Genomic DNA, 15,510 nt, shown 5'->3' with positions numbered 1-15,510 from the left:
CGGCACGAGCCGCCAAAAACCGCCGCTAAATCAAGAATTAACAGAACATAAAAGTATAGCAGCGCGCGTCGAAGCCGGTTGAGCGCGGCAAGCGGTGTCCCTCCCGGACAAGCCCCGCCGCCGCGCAGGTAGAATGCGCGCCATGGAATCTTTCGACATCGCCGTGATCGGCGCAGGGGCGGCCGGCATGATGTGCGCGGCGGTGGCGGGCCAGCAGGGCCGCCGCGTGGCGCTGATCGACCACGCGCCGCGCCTCGCGGAAAAAATCCGCATCTCGGGCGGGGGGCGCTGCAACTTCACGAACCTGCACGCGAGCCCGGCCAACTATCTCTCGCACAACCCGCATTTCTGCCGTTCGGCGCTGGCGCGTTACACGCCGCGCGACTTCCTCGCGCTGCTGCGCCAGCATCGCGTGACCTGGCACGAAAAGCACAAGGGCCAGCTTTTTTGCGACCAGTCGAGCGACGCGATCATCGACGTCCTGCGCGCCGAGTGCGACGCGGGCCACGTGACGTGGCGCCGGCCGCTGCCCGTCGAAGCGGTGAGCCACGCCGACGGCGCCGGCTTCACGCTCGGCACGCCGCAGGGCGAGATTCGGGCGAAAGCGCTCGTGATCGCGACGGGCGGCCTGTCGATCCCGAAGATCGGCGCAACCGACTTCGCCTATCGCGTCGCGAAGCAGTTCGGCCACAAGCTCGTCGACACGCGCCCGGCGCTCGTGCCGCTCACGTTCGCGCAGGACGAGTGGGCGCCCTATGTGCCGCTCGCGGGCGTATCGCTCGAAGTCCACGTGGCGACCGGCGAGCGCAAGACCGGCGGCGCGTTCGACGAAGACCTGCTCTTCACGCATCGCGGCCTTTCCGGCCCCGGCGTCCTGCAGATTTCGAGCTTCTGGCAGCCCGGCCAGCCGATCCGCGTGAACCTGCTGCCCGAGCACGATCCGGCGGCGGCGCTGATCGACGCCAAGGGCGCGACGAAACGTCAGATCGGCAACCTGCTCGCCGAGTGGGTGCCGGCACGCCTCGCGCATGTATGGCTGGAGGCGCATCAGGTGAAGGCCGACGCGCGTATTGCCGATCTGCCCGATAAAACGCTGCGCAAGATCGGCGACGGGCTGGCCCAGTGGACGCTTACTCCCACGGGCACCGAAGGCTACAAGAAGGCCGAAGTCACGCGCGGCGGCGTGGACACACGCGAGCTTTCCTCGGCGACGATGATGAGCCAGCGCGTGCCTGGCCTCTATTTCATAGGCGAAGCCGTGGACGTGACGGGCTGGCTTGGCGGCTACAACTTCCAGTGGGCGTGGGCCTCGGGCGTCGCGGCCGGCGAGGCTGCCGCCGAATATTCACTGGGCGCGGGCTGATTTCCTGACCGATACGCACTGCCGAATCTCTCGCGGTTGACCCCTGTCATTGTTGGCTGGGCGCCCGAGGTTCACGCTTGAATGCCTGACCACGAGGAAAAGGTACGAAACGTGAATCGAGAGGAACAGCATCACAGCGGGCAAATGCGCGGGCCACTGCGGCGAATCATGATTGCCGTGGACGATTCGAAGGCATCGACGCAGGCACTGCGTTTCGCGTCGCGCGTGGTGCCGCGCGACGCCCAGGTGCGTATCGTCTGCGCAGCCGAACAGCCGGGCGCGTGGAACGCGGGCGGCGCGTACAGCGCGGGCGATGCGTGGATGACGGGCGCGCTCAACGCGGCGCGCGACGATTCTCTCCACGCCGCCGAGCGTACGCTCGAGCACGCGATGTCGGCGTTCAACGGCCAGGTCGCGCTGGTCGAAGGGCAGGTGGTCGGTCTTTCCGGCGAAGCAGGCACTGTCGTGCCTGCGCTCGCCGACGCGGCGCGTGACTGGGAGACCGACATGCTGGTGGTCGGCACGCGGCACCAGGGGCGCGTGAAGCGCTGGGTCGACGGTTCGGTTTCGGGCGCGCTCGCGGTTTGCGCGCCCTGTCCGCTGCTGGTCGTGCCCGTGGAGTACGAGGAAGCGAACGGTCACGCCCCACTCGCCCGCATCCTGCTGGCGACGGACGGCAGTCCGGCCTCGGCGCAGGCGATCGACGCGGCGCTGCGGCTGGCCGAACCGCAAACCACCTTGCGCGCGGTTTATGTCGTGGACCGCAGCAGCGTGGCCGGCGACCCGGTGCCGGGCTCGGTGCTGGAAGATGCGCTTGCCGACCTCGGGCGCAAGGCGCTGGCCAGCGCACACACGCAGCTCGACGTGTCAGGACGTGCTTATGAAACGGCGCTGGTCGCCACCGGGCGCATGCGCGATGACATCGCCCACACCGTTTTGCGCGACGCGCAGGATTGGCAGGCCGAACTCGTCGCGCTCGGCACGCAGGGCCGGCGTGGCGTCGCGCGCTGGCTGCTCGGCAGCGTCGCCCAGCGCGCCATCGAGATCACGCATGTGCCGTTGCTGCTGGTCGGGCCGGGCGCTGCCTGATGATGCTGCGCAGCCCCGCCGGGGAAGGCTCCGGGGGCGATCGGGGCGGCTGCCGGAATTGGGGTTTCCCCCCGAACCGGCACGCGATGCCCCAACCCGGAACTGCTATACTCAATTTTCTTTACCCCCGATCCGTTATTGGAAAATGACGACCATCCGCGTAAAAGAAAACGAACCCTTTGAAGTTGCCATGCGCCGCTTCAAGCGCACGATCGAGAAGAACGGTCTCTTGACCGAGCTTCGCGCGCGCGAGTTCTACGAGAAGCCTACGGCTGAACGCAAGCGCAAGAAGGCGGCGGCGGTGAAGCGCCACTTCAAGCGTCTGCGCAGCCAGATGTTGCCGAAGAAGCTGTACTGATTCCGGCGTAGCCGTGACGCGTGCCCGCGCAGTTCCAGCGTGGGCCTCGCATCAATGTCACGGCGACGTGGACAGCCGGTCCGCGGTCTCTGGTTTCATCGCGCAACGCGGCCGCCGCTGTCCTCTGGTGTGGTCGCAACCATGTCGAATTTGCGCCAACCCGCCTGGAAGCGTTTCCAGGCGGGTTTTTGCATTCCAGCAACCCCAACGTATTTCAGGTGAGTGATGAGTCTCAAAGACCAGATCAACGACGACATGAAAACCGCGATGCGCGCGCGCGAAAGCGAGCGCCTCGCCACGATTCGTCTGCTGCTCGCCGCTATCAAGCAACGTGAAGTCGACGATCGCGTGACGCTCGACGACGCGGGCATCACGGCCGTCATCGACAAGATGATCAAGCAGCGCAAGGACTCGATCAGCCAGTTCGAGGCCGCGGGCCGCACCGATCTCGTCGAGAAGGAAGCCGCCGAGCTGGTCGTCCTGACCGCCTACATGCCCGCGCAGCTCTCGGACGCCGAGATCGCCGCCGAAGTGCAGGCCGCCGTCGCCCAGGTGGGCGCAGCCGGCCCGCAGGACATGGGCAAGGTGATGGGTGTGCTCAAGCCGAAGCTGGCCGGGCGCGCCGACATGACGGCCGTTTCCGGGCTCGTCAAAGCCGCGCTCTCGAAGTAAGCGCAACCGGCTCGCACGCGGCGCCGGCCCGGCCCAAGGGCGGACGCCGCGAGGCCCGTACGTCACGCGTATGCCGCGCGTATGTCACGTATAGGGCCGCGCGAGCCCCGGCTGCCCAAGCGCGCTCGCTTCGATGATTCCGCATTCGTTCCTGCAAGACCTGCTGAACCGCGTCGATATCGTCGACGTGGTGGGTCGCTACGTGCAGCTCAAGAAGGGCGGCGCGAACTTCATGGGCTTGTGTCCGTTCCACAACGAGAAGAGCCCTTCGTTCACGGTTAGTCCAACCAAGCAGTTTTATCACTGCTTCGGCTGTGGCGCGCACGGCACCGCCATCGGCTTCCTCATGGAGCACGCGGGACTGACGTTCCCTGAAGCCGTCGAGCAACTCGCCCAGTCGGTCGGCCTGACCGTGCCGCAAGAGCCTTCGCCCATGCGTGGCGGCGGCGGTGGGGCTGGCGCGGCGGGCGGCTATGCTCCGGCAGCCTCGAAGGCCGTCACCACCGCGCTTTCCGACGTCATGCAGACTGCCTGTGACTACTACCGCAAGCAGCTGCGCAGCGCGACCAACGCCATCCAGTACCTCAAGAAGCGCGGCCTCACCGGCGAAATCGCCGCGCGCTTCGGCCTCGGCTACGCGCCCGATGGATGGCAGAACCTCGAATCTGCGTTTACCAACTATCGCGACGATGCGCTGGTCGAGGCGGGTCTCGTCATCGTCAGCGAAAAGCAGGACGCGCAAGGCCAGTCGCGCCGCTACGACCGTTTCCGCGACCGCGTGATGTTCCCGATCCGCAACGTGAAGGGTCAGGTCATCGGCTTTGGTGGCCGTGTGCTGGATGGCGGCGAGCCCAAATATTTGAATTCCCCGGAAACGCCGCTATTTAACAAGGGCAGCGAACTGTACGGGTTGTTCGAGGGCCGCCTCGCGATCCGGGAACAGCGCTACGTTCTGGTGGTCGAGGGGTATATGGATGTCGTCGCGCTCGCTCAGCTGGGTTTCCAGAATGCCGTGGCGACGCTTGGCACCGCGTGCACGCCGATCCACGTGCAGAAGCTCATGCGTCAGACCGACACGGTGATTTTCAGCTTCGACGGCGACTCGGCGGGCCGCCGCGCGGCGCGCCGTGCGCTCGACGCTTGCCTGCCGCACGCGGCCGACAATCGCACGATCCGCTTCTTGTTCCTGCCCCAGGAGCACGACCCGGACAGCTACGTACGCGAATTCGGCACCGAGGCGTTCTCGGAGCAGGTCGAGCGGGCCATGCCGCTGTCCCAGTTCATGCTCAACGAGGTGCTGGCGGACAAGGAACTGGACCAGCCGGAAGGGCGCGCCCGGGCGCTGTTCGACGCGAAGCCGCTGCTGCAGCAGCTGCCGGCGAACGCCCTGCGGGCGCAGATCATGCACATGTTCGCGGACCGCCTCGACGTGCCGTTCGAAGAAGTGGCGGCGCTGTGCGAAGTCGACGCGCGCATTGCCCAGGCGGCGCGCCAGGCGCCCGCACGCAAGGACCGGCACCTCGTGACCGGGATCGAGCGCAAGGCGCTGCGCAACCTCGTGATGCACCCGCGCATCGTGCTGCAACTGGAGGAAGAGGCCGAAAAGGCGTTGATCGGACTGACGCGCCACGGCGAGCTGTTCGAGGAAGTAACCACTCACGCGCGGGCGCTGGGCGAGTCGGCGGAATTTCAGCTCCTTTCGGACCTGCTGAGAAATGGGGCCAATGCTCCAACCTTCGAGGAGATTTTTCGCGAAATTCTGGACTATGATGAAAACGTTCGGGATTTGCTGATGAAAAATCCGGAAGATGGCGCTGCAGTGGAGGAGCGCCGCGAGCAGGAGCGGCTCGTGAGCGAAGAATTGACGGCGGCAATCCTGAAAATGCGGTACGACGCCTGTTGCGATCGCCTGGACGCGCTTTCGCGGCAGTCGCGACATACGCCTGAGGAACTTGCCGAATTGATGTCACTGAATCAGACGCGGGCTGACATGAAACGTCAGCTCGGTTTGTAGGGGAAGGACCGCGCAGGGGGATTATTGCCCTGCGTGCTAAAATAACAGGTTTTCAGCGGTTTGTTTTTGTTTTTTCCGGGTGGGCATAATGGGTTGGGGTAATCCGTGAATGTCCAGTTTTCCAGCAAGGGGCGGAATGGCAATGGCAAAGACTACAGGCGGAAAAAAGGCAACAGGCAAGGGCTCGACGGAGCCGACCAGCAAGGTCACAACGGCCACAGTTGCCAGTTCTTCCGCCCGGTCGTCGGGCAGTGGGTCCACCAACCGTTCTGAACCGGCTACCCGGAAGAGGTCGATGACTGTTTCGGCTGCGCGAGCAGCGCCTGTCCGTGCGGCGAAAGCCGCTACGCAGCCGGCAACGAAGCGGTCCGGTTCGAGAAGTGCAAGGGAAGTGCCTGCCGTCGAGGACGATGCGGCAGAGCGCGAGGCTCAAGCATCCACGGTTCAAGAGGCTGTTGTCCAGCAGCCGCGAGTCGAGACACTAGCCGGTACGGCGAACTCCATGACGAAAAAGCTGAATGAAGTACCCGTCGATGACGACGCAAACCAGAGCGAAGACAGCACCCCCGCCGCGGGCAAGGTCGAAAAGACCACCCGTGCGCGCGACCGGCGAGCGAAGGAGAAGGCGCTGCTGAAAGACGCGTTCGCGTCGTCGCAGCCCGGCACCGTCGAGGAGCTCGAGGAGCGCCGCACGAAGCTGCGTGCGCTCATCAAGCTCGGCAAGGAACGCGGCTTCCTCACCTATGCGGAAATCAACGATCACCTCCCGGACAACTTCACGGAAACCGAGGCGATCGAAGGCATCATCAGCACGTTCAACGACATGGGCGTGGCCGTCTACGAGCAGGCCCCCGACGCCGAAACGCTGCTGCTCAACGACAACGCGCCCAACGCTTCTTCGGACGACGAAGTGGAAGAGGAAGCGGAAGTCGCGCTTTCCACCGTCGACTCCGAATTTGGCCGCACGACCGATCCGGTGCGTATGTACATGCGCGAAATGGGCACGGTCGAACTCCTCACGCGCGAGGGCGAAATCGAGATCGCCAAGCGCATTGAAGACGGCCTCAAGCACATGGTCATGGCGATCTCCGCCTGCCCGACCACCATTGCCGACATCCTCGCCATGGCCGAGCGCGTGGCGAACGACGAGATTCGCGTGGACGAGCTCGTCGACGGCCTGATCGATCCGAACGCCGAAGACACCGACGGCTTCAACGCGAAGGAAGCGGAAGAGATCGAAAACGAGGACGAAGAGGAAGAAGCCGAAGAGGAAGAAGAAGAGGAGGAGGAAGAGGACGACGGCGCGGCGCAGGCGACGGCCAACGCGGCGCAGCTCGAAGCCCTCAAGCGTGCCTCGCTCGAAAAGTTCGCGCTCATCAGCGAATGGTTCGACAAGATGCGTCGCGCGTTCGAGAAGGAAGGCTACAAGTCGAAGTCCTACCTCAAGGCGCAGGAAACCATCCAGAACGAGCTGATGTCGATCCGCTTCACGGCGCGTACCGTCGAGCGTCTGTGCGACACGCTGCGTGCGCAGGTGGACGAAGTGCGCCAGGTCGAACGCCAGATTCTTCACACGGTCGTGGACAAGTGCGGCATGCCGCGCTCGGAGTTCATCGCGCGTTTCCCGGGCAATGAAACCGACCTCGAGTGGTCGGAGAAGATCGTCGGCGAGAGCCATGCGTATAGCGGCATCCTTTCGCGCAACATTCCGGCCATCCGCGAACAGCAGCAGCGCCTGCTCGATCTGCAGGCGCGCGTGGTGCTGCCGCTCAAGGACCTGAAGGAAACCAACCGCCAGATGGCGGCCGGCGAACTCAAGGCGCGCCAGGCGAAGCGCGAGATGACCGAGGCGAACCTGCGTCTCGTGATCTCGATTGCGAAGAAGTACACGAACCGTGGCCTGCAGTTCCTCGACCTGATCCAGGAAGGCAACATCGGCCTGATGAAGGCGGTGGACAAGTTCGAATATCGGCGCGGCTACAAGTTCTCGACCTACGCGACGTGGTGGATCCGTCAGGCCATCACGCGCTCAATCGCGGACCAGGCGCGCACGATCCGCATTCCGGTTCACATGATCGAAACGATCAACAAGATGAACCGCATTTCGCGGCAGATCCTGCAGGAAACCGGTCTCGAGCCGGATCCGGCAACGCTCGCCGAGAAGATGGAAATGCCGGAGGACAAGATCCGCAAGATCATGAAGATCGCGAAGGAGCCGATCTCCATGGAAACGCCGATCGGCGACGACGACGATTCGCATCTGGGCGACTTCATCGAGGACAACAACACGGTGGCGCCTGCCGACGCCGCGCTGCATGCCTCGATGCGCGATGTGGTGAAGGACGTGCTCGACTCGCTTACGCCGCGCGAGGCGAAGGTGCTGCGCATGCGCTTCGGCATCGAAATGAGCACCGATCACACGCTCGAAGAAGTGGGCAAGCAGTTCGACGTGACGCGCGAGCGCATTCGCCAGATCGAAGCGAAGGCGCTGCGCAAGCTGCGCCACCCGAGCCGTTCGGACAAGCTCAAGTCGTTCCTTGAAGGGAATTGAGATTGGTTGGTTTTAATGCACAGAAGTCATGTGCAAGATGGCCAGGCCGACCCGCTTTCGTGTAGTATGTCGGCCTGTCGTCGAAAAGCCCGGCCTTTGGGTAGACCGGGCTTTTTTGTTGACACGTCATCGTTGTTTCGTTTGTCGCTACGCTTCGTAGCTTCGTGGGCCGGACGCCGTGTTGGTTGCAGGCAGCGGACTCATAATCCGCCTCCGAAAGGACATCGTGGGTTCGAATCCCACCCGGCCCACCATTCGCTATTCCATAGAACTCCAACATATTCCGATGGAGTAGCCGAAACCCTTACTGGGTGGGCTTCTCAGGCCGTCGGCTGTTCCGCTGTTTGCTGGCTTGGTCCGTTGACTTCCGCTGGTTGGTGGGGGTCACACGGTGAACGCGACGAGGTTCGGAGCGCTTACAACTTTGCTGAATACCTGCCCGCACGTCGGAAAATGATGCAGGCTTGGGCCGATCATCTCGATAAATTGGAACGTGGCGCAAGGACGACCCCAAAAGAGCACACACGGTTTTAATAGGAATACTTACCACATAGATCGATTCCGCTTCGATTTCTTCGAGAAAACTTCAACCGCTCACGCAGCGCGGAGAGAGAAGCGGTGCCGTGGATTCATTTGGCCGATGACCTACCGAAGCACGCTGGGCGACGCCCGGCTGCCTGAGCAAGTTGGAATTCAGCCGAGGGCTACTGGCGTGCGAATACTTCGGCCCCCGTGTCGCGGGCCATCTGAACGAACGCAGCCCTCGAAACAACGTCCTGAGAAGGAATCGCATGCTCGGCGAACTCCGCGATTACGCGCTCATGTTCGCCGGAACGAATTCTCTGGCTTGTTGCACGAGCCACATCCGGATTCGGGTGAACGCCTGGTTGGCAGTTCATTAGCCAGATTCCGTGGACACGATCTGGACACCGTGCCAGCACCTCCATTGCAAGGCACCCACCATAGGCTGTGCCAGCTAGGATGAATGGGCCTTTTGTGGAAGCCAAAAGGCTCTCCGCACTTTCGGCAAAAGTCGATTGCGTGAGTACGCAAACAGACGCTGATACAAGATCCTTTAGTCCGTGGACCTGTTCGGCGTACATACGCCCGTCGCACGGCATCGCGGGGAGAAAAATCAGCGGTAGCGGCATAGAGGGAAGACAGGTGTTTTCAGGCCCAGCGGGCGGCGCGCGTGCCGACTAGGCAGCAAAGCGATTGTCCGCGTTTTTGATCAACCTTCCAATTAGAGCAGACGCTCGCGACGGGCTGTTGCAATGACGATCTCATTGACCGTCAACGATCTATAGGTTGATGGCGAACTGCCGTTCTCGGCTGCGGCAGTTCGCCGACCGACTGTCGGCAAGCAAATGGGCGACCCGCGACCGCGGTGCGCAAAGGGCCCAGGCGGTAGCCATTCCCCAACCTAATCGCTGATGTGACCTGGCTCGACCACTTCCTTGATGAAGGCAAGGAGGAGCTCGCTGAGCCGAACCGGCTGCTCCTGTTGGATCCAGTGACCGGCGCCGTCGATCAACTCGATGCCCCCCATTCTCGTCGCCGCCTTCGTCCTCATGAGATCGAGCGCGCCAGGCGCTGAATAGGTGCCCCAATCGCTCTTCCCGCCAATGAAAACCGACGGGACATCGATCGTCTTGCCCGAGAACAGGCGCAACTCAGCGTTCAGGTCAGGGTCGGAGAAGACGCGATAGGCCTGCAGGGCGCCTTGAAATCCCGTGCGGCCATACTCCTCCGTGTACACCCCAAGTTCCGGCTCGGTGAGCCATTTGCAGGCCATGACATCGGCGGAGGAAGGTTGGAATGGAGCGACGGTCTCGGGCATCGTCTTGCCGAGATCCATGACGTAATAGGTGGGCAACTGTGCAAGTTCTGTGGCGGTTAGCGCCTTCAACGGATGCGGCTTGTTTCCCGGCCAGTCGGCGCTTTTGACGTAGAAAAATGCTCGAAGAAACGCGTGTAAGCCCTGAGGGGGGTGCCACATGTCATGGTTCGCCTCTCGTGAACTCAGGTATTGCTGGTAATGCTCTCTCGGCGGGTCGAGTGCCGCCAGCGCGGCTGCTAACTTTTGATTGGCCGTGTTCGGTTGAACCGGCGATACCTCGCTTTCCGCAATGTCGAACGGAAGAGCCGGCGGGCCGGGGAACGGTGCGCTCATCAGCGCCACCGAGGGAAAAACATCAGGTCTGGCTAGCGCACAATAGGCCGCCACGGGCGAGCCGAGGTCGTGCCCGACAAGCATTGCCGTACGCCGATATCCCAATGCCAAAACCAGTCCGAGGGCGTCGCGCGTCATATTCAGAAGGCTGAAGGGCGCTAGCTGGGCGTCGTACTCGTTCACCCAACCGGTGGTGCGGCCAAAGCCCCGCTGGTCAGGCGCTACGACGTGGTAGCCGGCGTCAGCCAGAATTGGAATCAGGTGTCGCCAGCCGTAAGCCAGATCAGGAAAACCGTGCAGAAGCAGTGCGAGCGGCCGGCCGGGTTTGTCGTAACCGGCCTCGAGAATATGGACATCGAGGCCATTTACCCCGTGGATCATGCGCGAGCGGACCGTCTTCGGGAGCGTTCCCTCGGCATATGTCGATGTGGACAAGTCAATTCCTCCAATGGGGTTTGCGCGGGCGGGTCGAATTAAAGAGGCCGCCAGGCTGACCGCGCCCATTGCCAGGACAGCTCGTCGGGAAGGCATAAAGCCACGTGGATGACTCATGACGGAACGCCCCGTCCGCATGCAAGCGCTGGGTTCAGTTCCAGCGAGCGCGCCGCCGCAATCTGGGCAGGCGGCGCATGATTGAACGAGCCTTCTTGATTTGCGATTGGGTCGGGAGGCATCGGCAACTCCTGGTATGGTGATCGCCATAGTATGGCAATCACCATAGAATCAGCAAGCGAAACGTGCTATGTTCTCGGCATGCCACGTAAGACTGACGCCCGCGCCCGTGCGATTGCCACGGCCCAACGACTGTTTCGCATCCAGGGCTACACTGCGACGGGATTGACCCAGCTCCTTGAAGAAAGCGGTGCGCCTAAAGGATCGTTCTACTTTCACTTTCCACGCGGCAAGGCACAACTCGCGGAAGAAGCAATCGATGAGTACGTTGCGAATCGAATTGCTGTATTACGGGACATCTCGGCGAATACGACGGGTGATGCCCTGAATTTTGTTCATCAGATTTTCAGGACCTTTGCGGCCGAAATGGTCGCCTCTGATTTCCAGTACGGATGTCTAATGCAAAATCTGGCGAATGAGCTGCCCGCGCTCGACGCTGAGCTAACCAAACGGGTAGCGCGCGGATTTGCTGAGTCGACTGGGCTTATTGCGGAGCATTTCAGGGGATGCGGCTTCGCTCCCGAGAGCGCGTCCGCTACGGCAGCCGCATTGGTTGCAGCCCTCGAAGGCGCGCGGACGATCGCCCGCCTTGAACGCACGCCGGCTATATTCGAGGCGCTGGCAGAGGTCAGTGCCCAAAGGTGGGCTGGGCCGGAGGGGTGATCCGGTCCAGTGTTCTCGGTCGGACGAAATCGGCACCGAGCATCCTGTGAAGACCGTCGGTCTTTCGCCAATGTCCGTTCGCAGACGAGCAGCCACCGCAGGAACGTCTTGGCATTGTCCATTGCCGGACCGCACAACCGGTTTGGCTTCGGCTTAAGCAGGCATATGCCGTGCCAATTCTCTCGACTGTGTTCGCTTGGGACGTGCAGCGGCAACTGGGGCAGTTTGAACGCCTGGAGAATGGCCATGCAGACGAATTCGAAGAAGGCCGAACAGGTCGGCCTCCCGGCGACCTCACGGCTGAGCCGGTCGTACGGCAAGGCTGATTTTGCCGACGCATTTTCGGTGGACTTGCCAGGGACTGCCTGCAACGACGCAGAGTCTCTCGCTCGACACATCTTTGCCAAGCAACCCGAGTGGATCGCGACGCTGCAGGGAGTTCGCGACATTGCCGTATGGCCATTCGGACTTAAAAGAACGGTCGATCTGAAAATCGCGAAGGGAGACCGGCTTAGTATTTTCCGCGTGTTCGAACGGCACAAAGACGAGATCATTCTGGGCGAGAACGACATGCATCTTGATTTCCGTGTGTCGGTGCTCGTGCAGCCTGCATCTGAGGGCCGGCCCCAGCGGCTGATAGTCACTACGCTTGTCTTCTACAATCGTTTGCTGGGTCGGGCCTATCTCGGCCTTATCGCTCCTTTCCACCGCCTCGTCGTGCGAGCCTCGCTCGACCGGGCACAGCGGATCGGATGGCCCGGCCGCTAGCGGCGATTCACCAACGCCCTTCCAGCGGGCCGTAGATGACCAGATCTCAAAGTGGCGGGCTCCTGAGAGCGGTCAGGACCAGGCGTAGCTATCCATTTTGACCTGTTCAGTCACGCTATCGCACCTTCACTTGCAGCCACTCATGCCCGACAGGGCCGCCGAGGCTGTTCCAGACGCAGTACCAGATAAATACGCCATTGATCCGTTCTGCCGTCGCCATGTGCATCGTGGAGTATTCGCTCATGCTGCAGCCGACGCCGTCATCCTCAACGAGCGGTGACGCAAATAAACGTTGTTCATGATTAGCGCGACGGCAGTCAATGTTGCGCCCCCGATCTGGGCCGACATCGGCACTACTCCGGTCAGCGCGGACACGACGAATGCGGTAATCGGTACGACGTCCATGAACAGCACGCCGTTCATCGGACCCAGGATCCGGTTTCCGGAGACCCAGAACAAGATCGCGCCGAACCCAGCGACAGGCCCCATGTAGAGCAGATGCGGCGCAATGGAACGCAGCATCGACAACGTCGGCGCGGGCACCGCGTGCAGTGCAATCAAGATCGCGTTGACGGTAACGATCGTGGTAAGACCTAGCCAGGTCGTCATCGTTGTGTACTTCAGTGCTGACCAGCGTGCGAACCGCGCCGAGCCGAACGTGTATACCACCCAACAAAACGCTCCGATCACGATCAGCCCGCTGGCAGCGTAGTGCTGGGGTCCGTGAATGGCGGCCAGCAAATCGCCGTTCGTAATCACCAGCGACACGCCTGAGAACGATGCCGCGACGAACAGAAGCGAGAGCACTGGTGGTGCGCTGCGTCGTAGCCACGAGCTAAGAAGCAAGCCCATCATCGGTTGCGTTGCCATCATGATCGACGCATCGAGCGCGCCGTCCGGCCCGGCAAGTTGCTGCCCGAGAAAAACGAACGAGCCGAAGCCGCAAAAGCCGACAGAGCCGAGCAACCACGCAGTCCCGAGCGAGTGGCCGTGGGCGGCAAACGCGCCAGCACCTTCGCGATACCGTAGCAGCATAGCGAAAGCGACCCCGGCTATCAGATAGCGCAGGGACGTAAACGTGAATGGATCGACGTGTGTCAACGCGTCAGTCATTATGGGAAACATCGCGCCCATCAGCACCGTACCCACCAGGCACAGTGCAACGCCCTTCCAGTAACGTATCGAAGATGCAGATGAAGCTGAGATTGATTTCATGACTGATCGTTCTCAAAATGGGTTAAAAAAATGCCAGCGGCCACCGACATCCCAACAATCACCGACTCGTGCCGATGGAAACGTTCATCTCAGACCAGCGCTCGCATCGTCATGTCCACAATCGACGTGAGCGCGGATTTGTCCAAGTCGGTCTTGCCGAGCACTCGCATCCCCTGAACGATGCAGAGCAGAAACCGACCAACCTCCTCTGCGTCCAAGCGTTTATCGAATTGGCCAGCCTGCTGGCCGCGCGCGATCGCAAGACTGAACTGCGTCGCGATGCGGTGCAGCGTCGATTCGATGTGGGAACGCATGTCCTGGTCGTCCGGTAGCAACTCGATCGCCGCATTGGTGATCAAGCAGCCGTGCCGATCGAGCAGATTCGCGCTGACCAACGTGTAATGCAGCAGCGCCGCGCGCAACGCGTCAGCCGGCGGCATGTCGGCGGCCAGCCGCTCCTTCAGCCGCGCGACTGCACCTTCCGCATAGCGATCGAACGCCGCGACAAGCAAACCGTGCTTGTCGCCGAAGGTCCGGTAAAGACTGCCGCGGAACACGCCTGTAGCGTCGCACAGCGCCTCGACAGGCGTCGCGTGATAACCATGCGCCCAAAATATTCGGGCAGCGGCGTCGATCGCCTGGTCGACATCGAATTCCCGCGGTCGGCCGCGTTCCGCAGAACGTCCGGGACGGGAGCGAGCGCGAGTTCGGGAACTGTCGAAGGTAGTCATGGAGTAGATATTAGAACCAATCGTTCTCAAAATCAACCTGCAGACTCTATTCCAAAACGCTCGCTGGGCGATTGAGGATATTCAGTTTTCTGGATGAAACCTTGATCGCCGCAATCGGAAATAAGAGAGGGATACTGATGCCGGAATTGAACGACCGAGTGCACCAGTCGTCTGGGACGCGCCTGATGCAACAGGCATAGTCGACCCGGAGCGGTCCTATAGAAACGTAGAGAGGATTGTCGCGTCCTCGCGCGAGAGCCATTCAGCTGCGGCGAAATGGGTGCTTTTGCTTACCACCCCTCCCAAAACGACTAGTTCGATTTGGAAGTCAATGCAACGTTCGCTGGACCTGTTGCAGGCGGCGCTTCCGGCTCGTCGAGATGGCATTCGAAATAGAGGAGGTGATGCCACTCGCCATGGATGGGCGAGTTACGCTGACAAGATTGACTCTACCGACGATCGTATCGTCGAGCCAAACGAGGTACTGATAGGCTCGATCTCCGTCTCTATCGCTAGTTGCTGCTCTTATCGCTTCGCGAACCGCGGAAGCGCTGTAGTAGTCGCAAGGGCGAGCGTTAATCCATTGCTCGAAGTAGGCCCGGTTTTCGACCTCGAATGCAAGTAGCGCGTCGGCATCGCTCAACGTCGGTGGAGCCATCGTTGTCGTCCAACGGCTCGGGTGTGCACAAGCAGGAAATCACTCTCGGGACTAAAGCGCGGATCTGATCTTGTGCAGCGAGCTGTTGCAGGGCCCTCGGAAGTCGACGGCCTTCCGCCAGGGATAAGCCGAAATCCGCAATCGTCGCGCCTTCAACCGGTCGTCGCACAGCGCCAACAGTGACCCTTTCTCCCGTTCCTTGCCGCTCCAGATAGATTTTCCAATGCAGTTCCATGACCGTCTCTCCCCAGCGGCTCAAGAACTCCAGTGTAGTCGTTGCGGTCGACTCCCCACGATCTCGTGCGCTCCCGTGGACGCCGCTAACGGAAATTGCGAGCGACAACATCGGCACACTCTCACGAAACGCTCGCATGTGCCGCGATCAGAGCCGCCTGAATTAACGCTGTAAACGTGAAATGATTAAATAATGATTTTGTAATTAATGGATATTTGCACCATTGCGATGATCGACAGAAAGCGCTTGAACCACGTTGGTGCCGGAATTCGCAATTAGAGAGCAAATACTTAAACATGATATTGCTCCATCAAAAAAAGTTTTCTCACTGGCATTTTTTTTTGCTAT

12 protein-coding genes, 1 tRNA gene and 1 pseudogene are annotated in these 15,510 nt (G+C 61.5%); 10 read left to right on the top strand and 4 right to left on the bottom strand.

Annotation, left to right across the window (positions count from 1 at the left end; all coding sequences use genetic code 11):
* Nucleotides 1-142: 142 nt before the first annotated feature.
* From ACOJB8_RS23130 to dnaG, 5 genes are all read left to right on the top strand, one after another.
* Nucleotides 143-1,363 (top strand): BaiN/RdsA family NAD(P)/FAD-dependent oxidoreductase, encoded by a 1,221-nt coding sequence (locus tag ACOJB8_RS23130; protein ID WP_475014490.1) that lies wholly within the window; start codon nucleotides 143-145, stop codon nucleotides 1,361-1,363.
* Nucleotides 1,364-1,531: 168 nt separating this feature from the next.
* Nucleotides 1,532-2,452, top strand: a complete 921-nt coding sequence (locus ACOJB8_RS23125) for a universal stress protein (RefSeq protein WP_475014488.1) — start codon at nucleotides 1,532-1,534, stop codon at nucleotides 2,450-2,452.
* A 145-nt stretch (nucleotides 2,453-2,597) separates the two neighbouring features.
* Entirely contained in the window at nucleotides 2,598-2,810 is a 213-nt protein-coding gene (rpsU, locus tag ACOJB8_RS23120; protein ID WP_013434742.1) for a 30S ribosomal protein S21, read from the top strand.
* Nucleotides 2,811-3,035: 225 nt separating this feature from the next.
* Nucleotides 3,036-3,482 carry a GatB/YqeY domain-containing protein gene (locus tag ACOJB8_RS23115; RefSeq protein ID WP_069261329.1) on the top strand — a complete coding sequence of 149 codons (447 nt, stop codon included), beginning with the start codon at nucleotides 3,036-3,038 and terminating at the stop codon, nucleotides 3,480-3,482.
* Nucleotides 3,483-3,615: 133 nt separating this feature from the next.
* Nucleotides 3,616-5,496, top strand: coding sequence for a DNA primase (gene dnaG / locus ACOJB8_RS23110; RefSeq protein WP_475014483.1), 1,881 nt, complete (start codon nucleotides 3,616-3,618; stop codon nucleotides 5,494-5,496).
* 36 nt (nucleotides 5,497-5,532) lie between these two features.
* On the opposite strand, the gene ACOJB8_RS23105 is transcribed toward dnaG, so the two are convergent.
* Nucleotides 5,533-5,757 (bottom strand): hypothetical protein, encoded by a 225-nt coding sequence (locus ACOJB8_RS23105; RefSeq protein ID WP_256094439.1) that lies wholly within the window; start codon nucleotides 5,755-5,757, stop codon nucleotides 5,533-5,535.
* Between the two features lie 34 nt (nucleotides 5,758-5,791).
* Between ACOJB8_RS23105 and rpoD the strand changes: the two genes are divergently transcribed.
* The 3 genes and pseudogenes from rpoD to ACOJB8_RS23090 all read left to right on the top strand — a co-directional run.
* A complete protein-coding gene (gene rpoD, locus ACOJB8_RS23100) occupies nucleotides 5,792-8,047 on the top strand; it encodes an RNA polymerase sigma factor RpoD (protein WP_256094438.1) in 2,256 nt (751 codons plus the stop codon).
* 166 nt (nucleotides 8,048-8,213) lie between these two features.
* Nucleotides 8,214-8,301, top strand: a tRNA-Ile gene (locus ACOJB8_RS23095).
* Nucleotides 8,302-8,431: 130 nt separating this feature from the next.
* Nucleotides 8,432-8,581 (top strand): annotated as a pseudogene (locus ACOJB8_RS23090) (integrase); the annotation flags it as partial.
* Nucleotides 8,582-9,470: 889 nt separating this feature from the next.
* Here ACOJB8_RS23090 and ACOJB8_RS23085 read toward each other — a convergent pair.
* Complete coding sequence (locus tag ACOJB8_RS23085; RefSeq protein ID WP_342947179.1) at nucleotides 9,471-10,601, bottom strand: alpha/beta fold hydrolase; 1,131 nt, start codon at nucleotides 10,599-10,601, stop codon at nucleotides 9,471-9,473.
* A gap of 324 nt (nucleotides 10,602-10,925) precedes the next feature.
* Here ACOJB8_RS23085 and ACOJB8_RS23080 point away from each other — a divergent pair, with 324 nt between their 5' ends.
* Both ACOJB8_RS23080 and ACOJB8_RS23075 read left to right on the top strand, forming a co-directional pair.
* A complete protein-coding gene (locus ACOJB8_RS23080; RefSeq protein WP_342947004.1) occupies nucleotides 10,926-11,555 on the top strand; it encodes a TetR/AcrR family transcriptional regulator in 630 nt (209 codons plus the stop codon).
* Nucleotides 11,556-11,801: 246 nt separating this feature from the next.
* Nucleotides 11,802-12,323, top strand: a complete 522-nt coding sequence (locus ACOJB8_RS23075) for a DUF2867 domain-containing protein (protein ID WP_342947005.1) — start codon at nucleotides 11,802-11,804, stop codon at nucleotides 12,321-12,323.
* A gap of 240 nt (nucleotides 12,324-12,563) precedes the next feature.
* On the opposite strand, the gene ACOJB8_RS23070 is transcribed toward ACOJB8_RS23075, so the two are convergent.
* Together ACOJB8_RS23070 and ACOJB8_RS23065 are read right to left on the bottom strand one after the other, a co-directional pair.
* Nucleotides 12,564-13,538, bottom strand: coding sequence for a DMT family transporter (locus tag ACOJB8_RS23070; protein ID WP_342947006.1), 975 nt, complete (start codon nucleotides 13,536-13,538; stop codon nucleotides 12,564-12,566).
* A gap of 89 nt (nucleotides 13,539-13,627) precedes the next feature.
* Entirely contained in the window at nucleotides 13,628-14,269 is a 642-nt protein-coding gene (locus ACOJB8_RS23065) for a TetR/AcrR family transcriptional regulator (protein WP_069261324.1), read from the bottom strand.
* Nucleotides 14,270-15,510: the final 1,241 nt, after the last annotated feature.

The organism is Paraburkholderia sp. BR10141 (genome assembly GCF_056155635.1).
The sequence above is the reverse complement of the archived record's forward strand: the minus strand, read 5'-3'. Positions and strand labels throughout refer to the sequence as shown.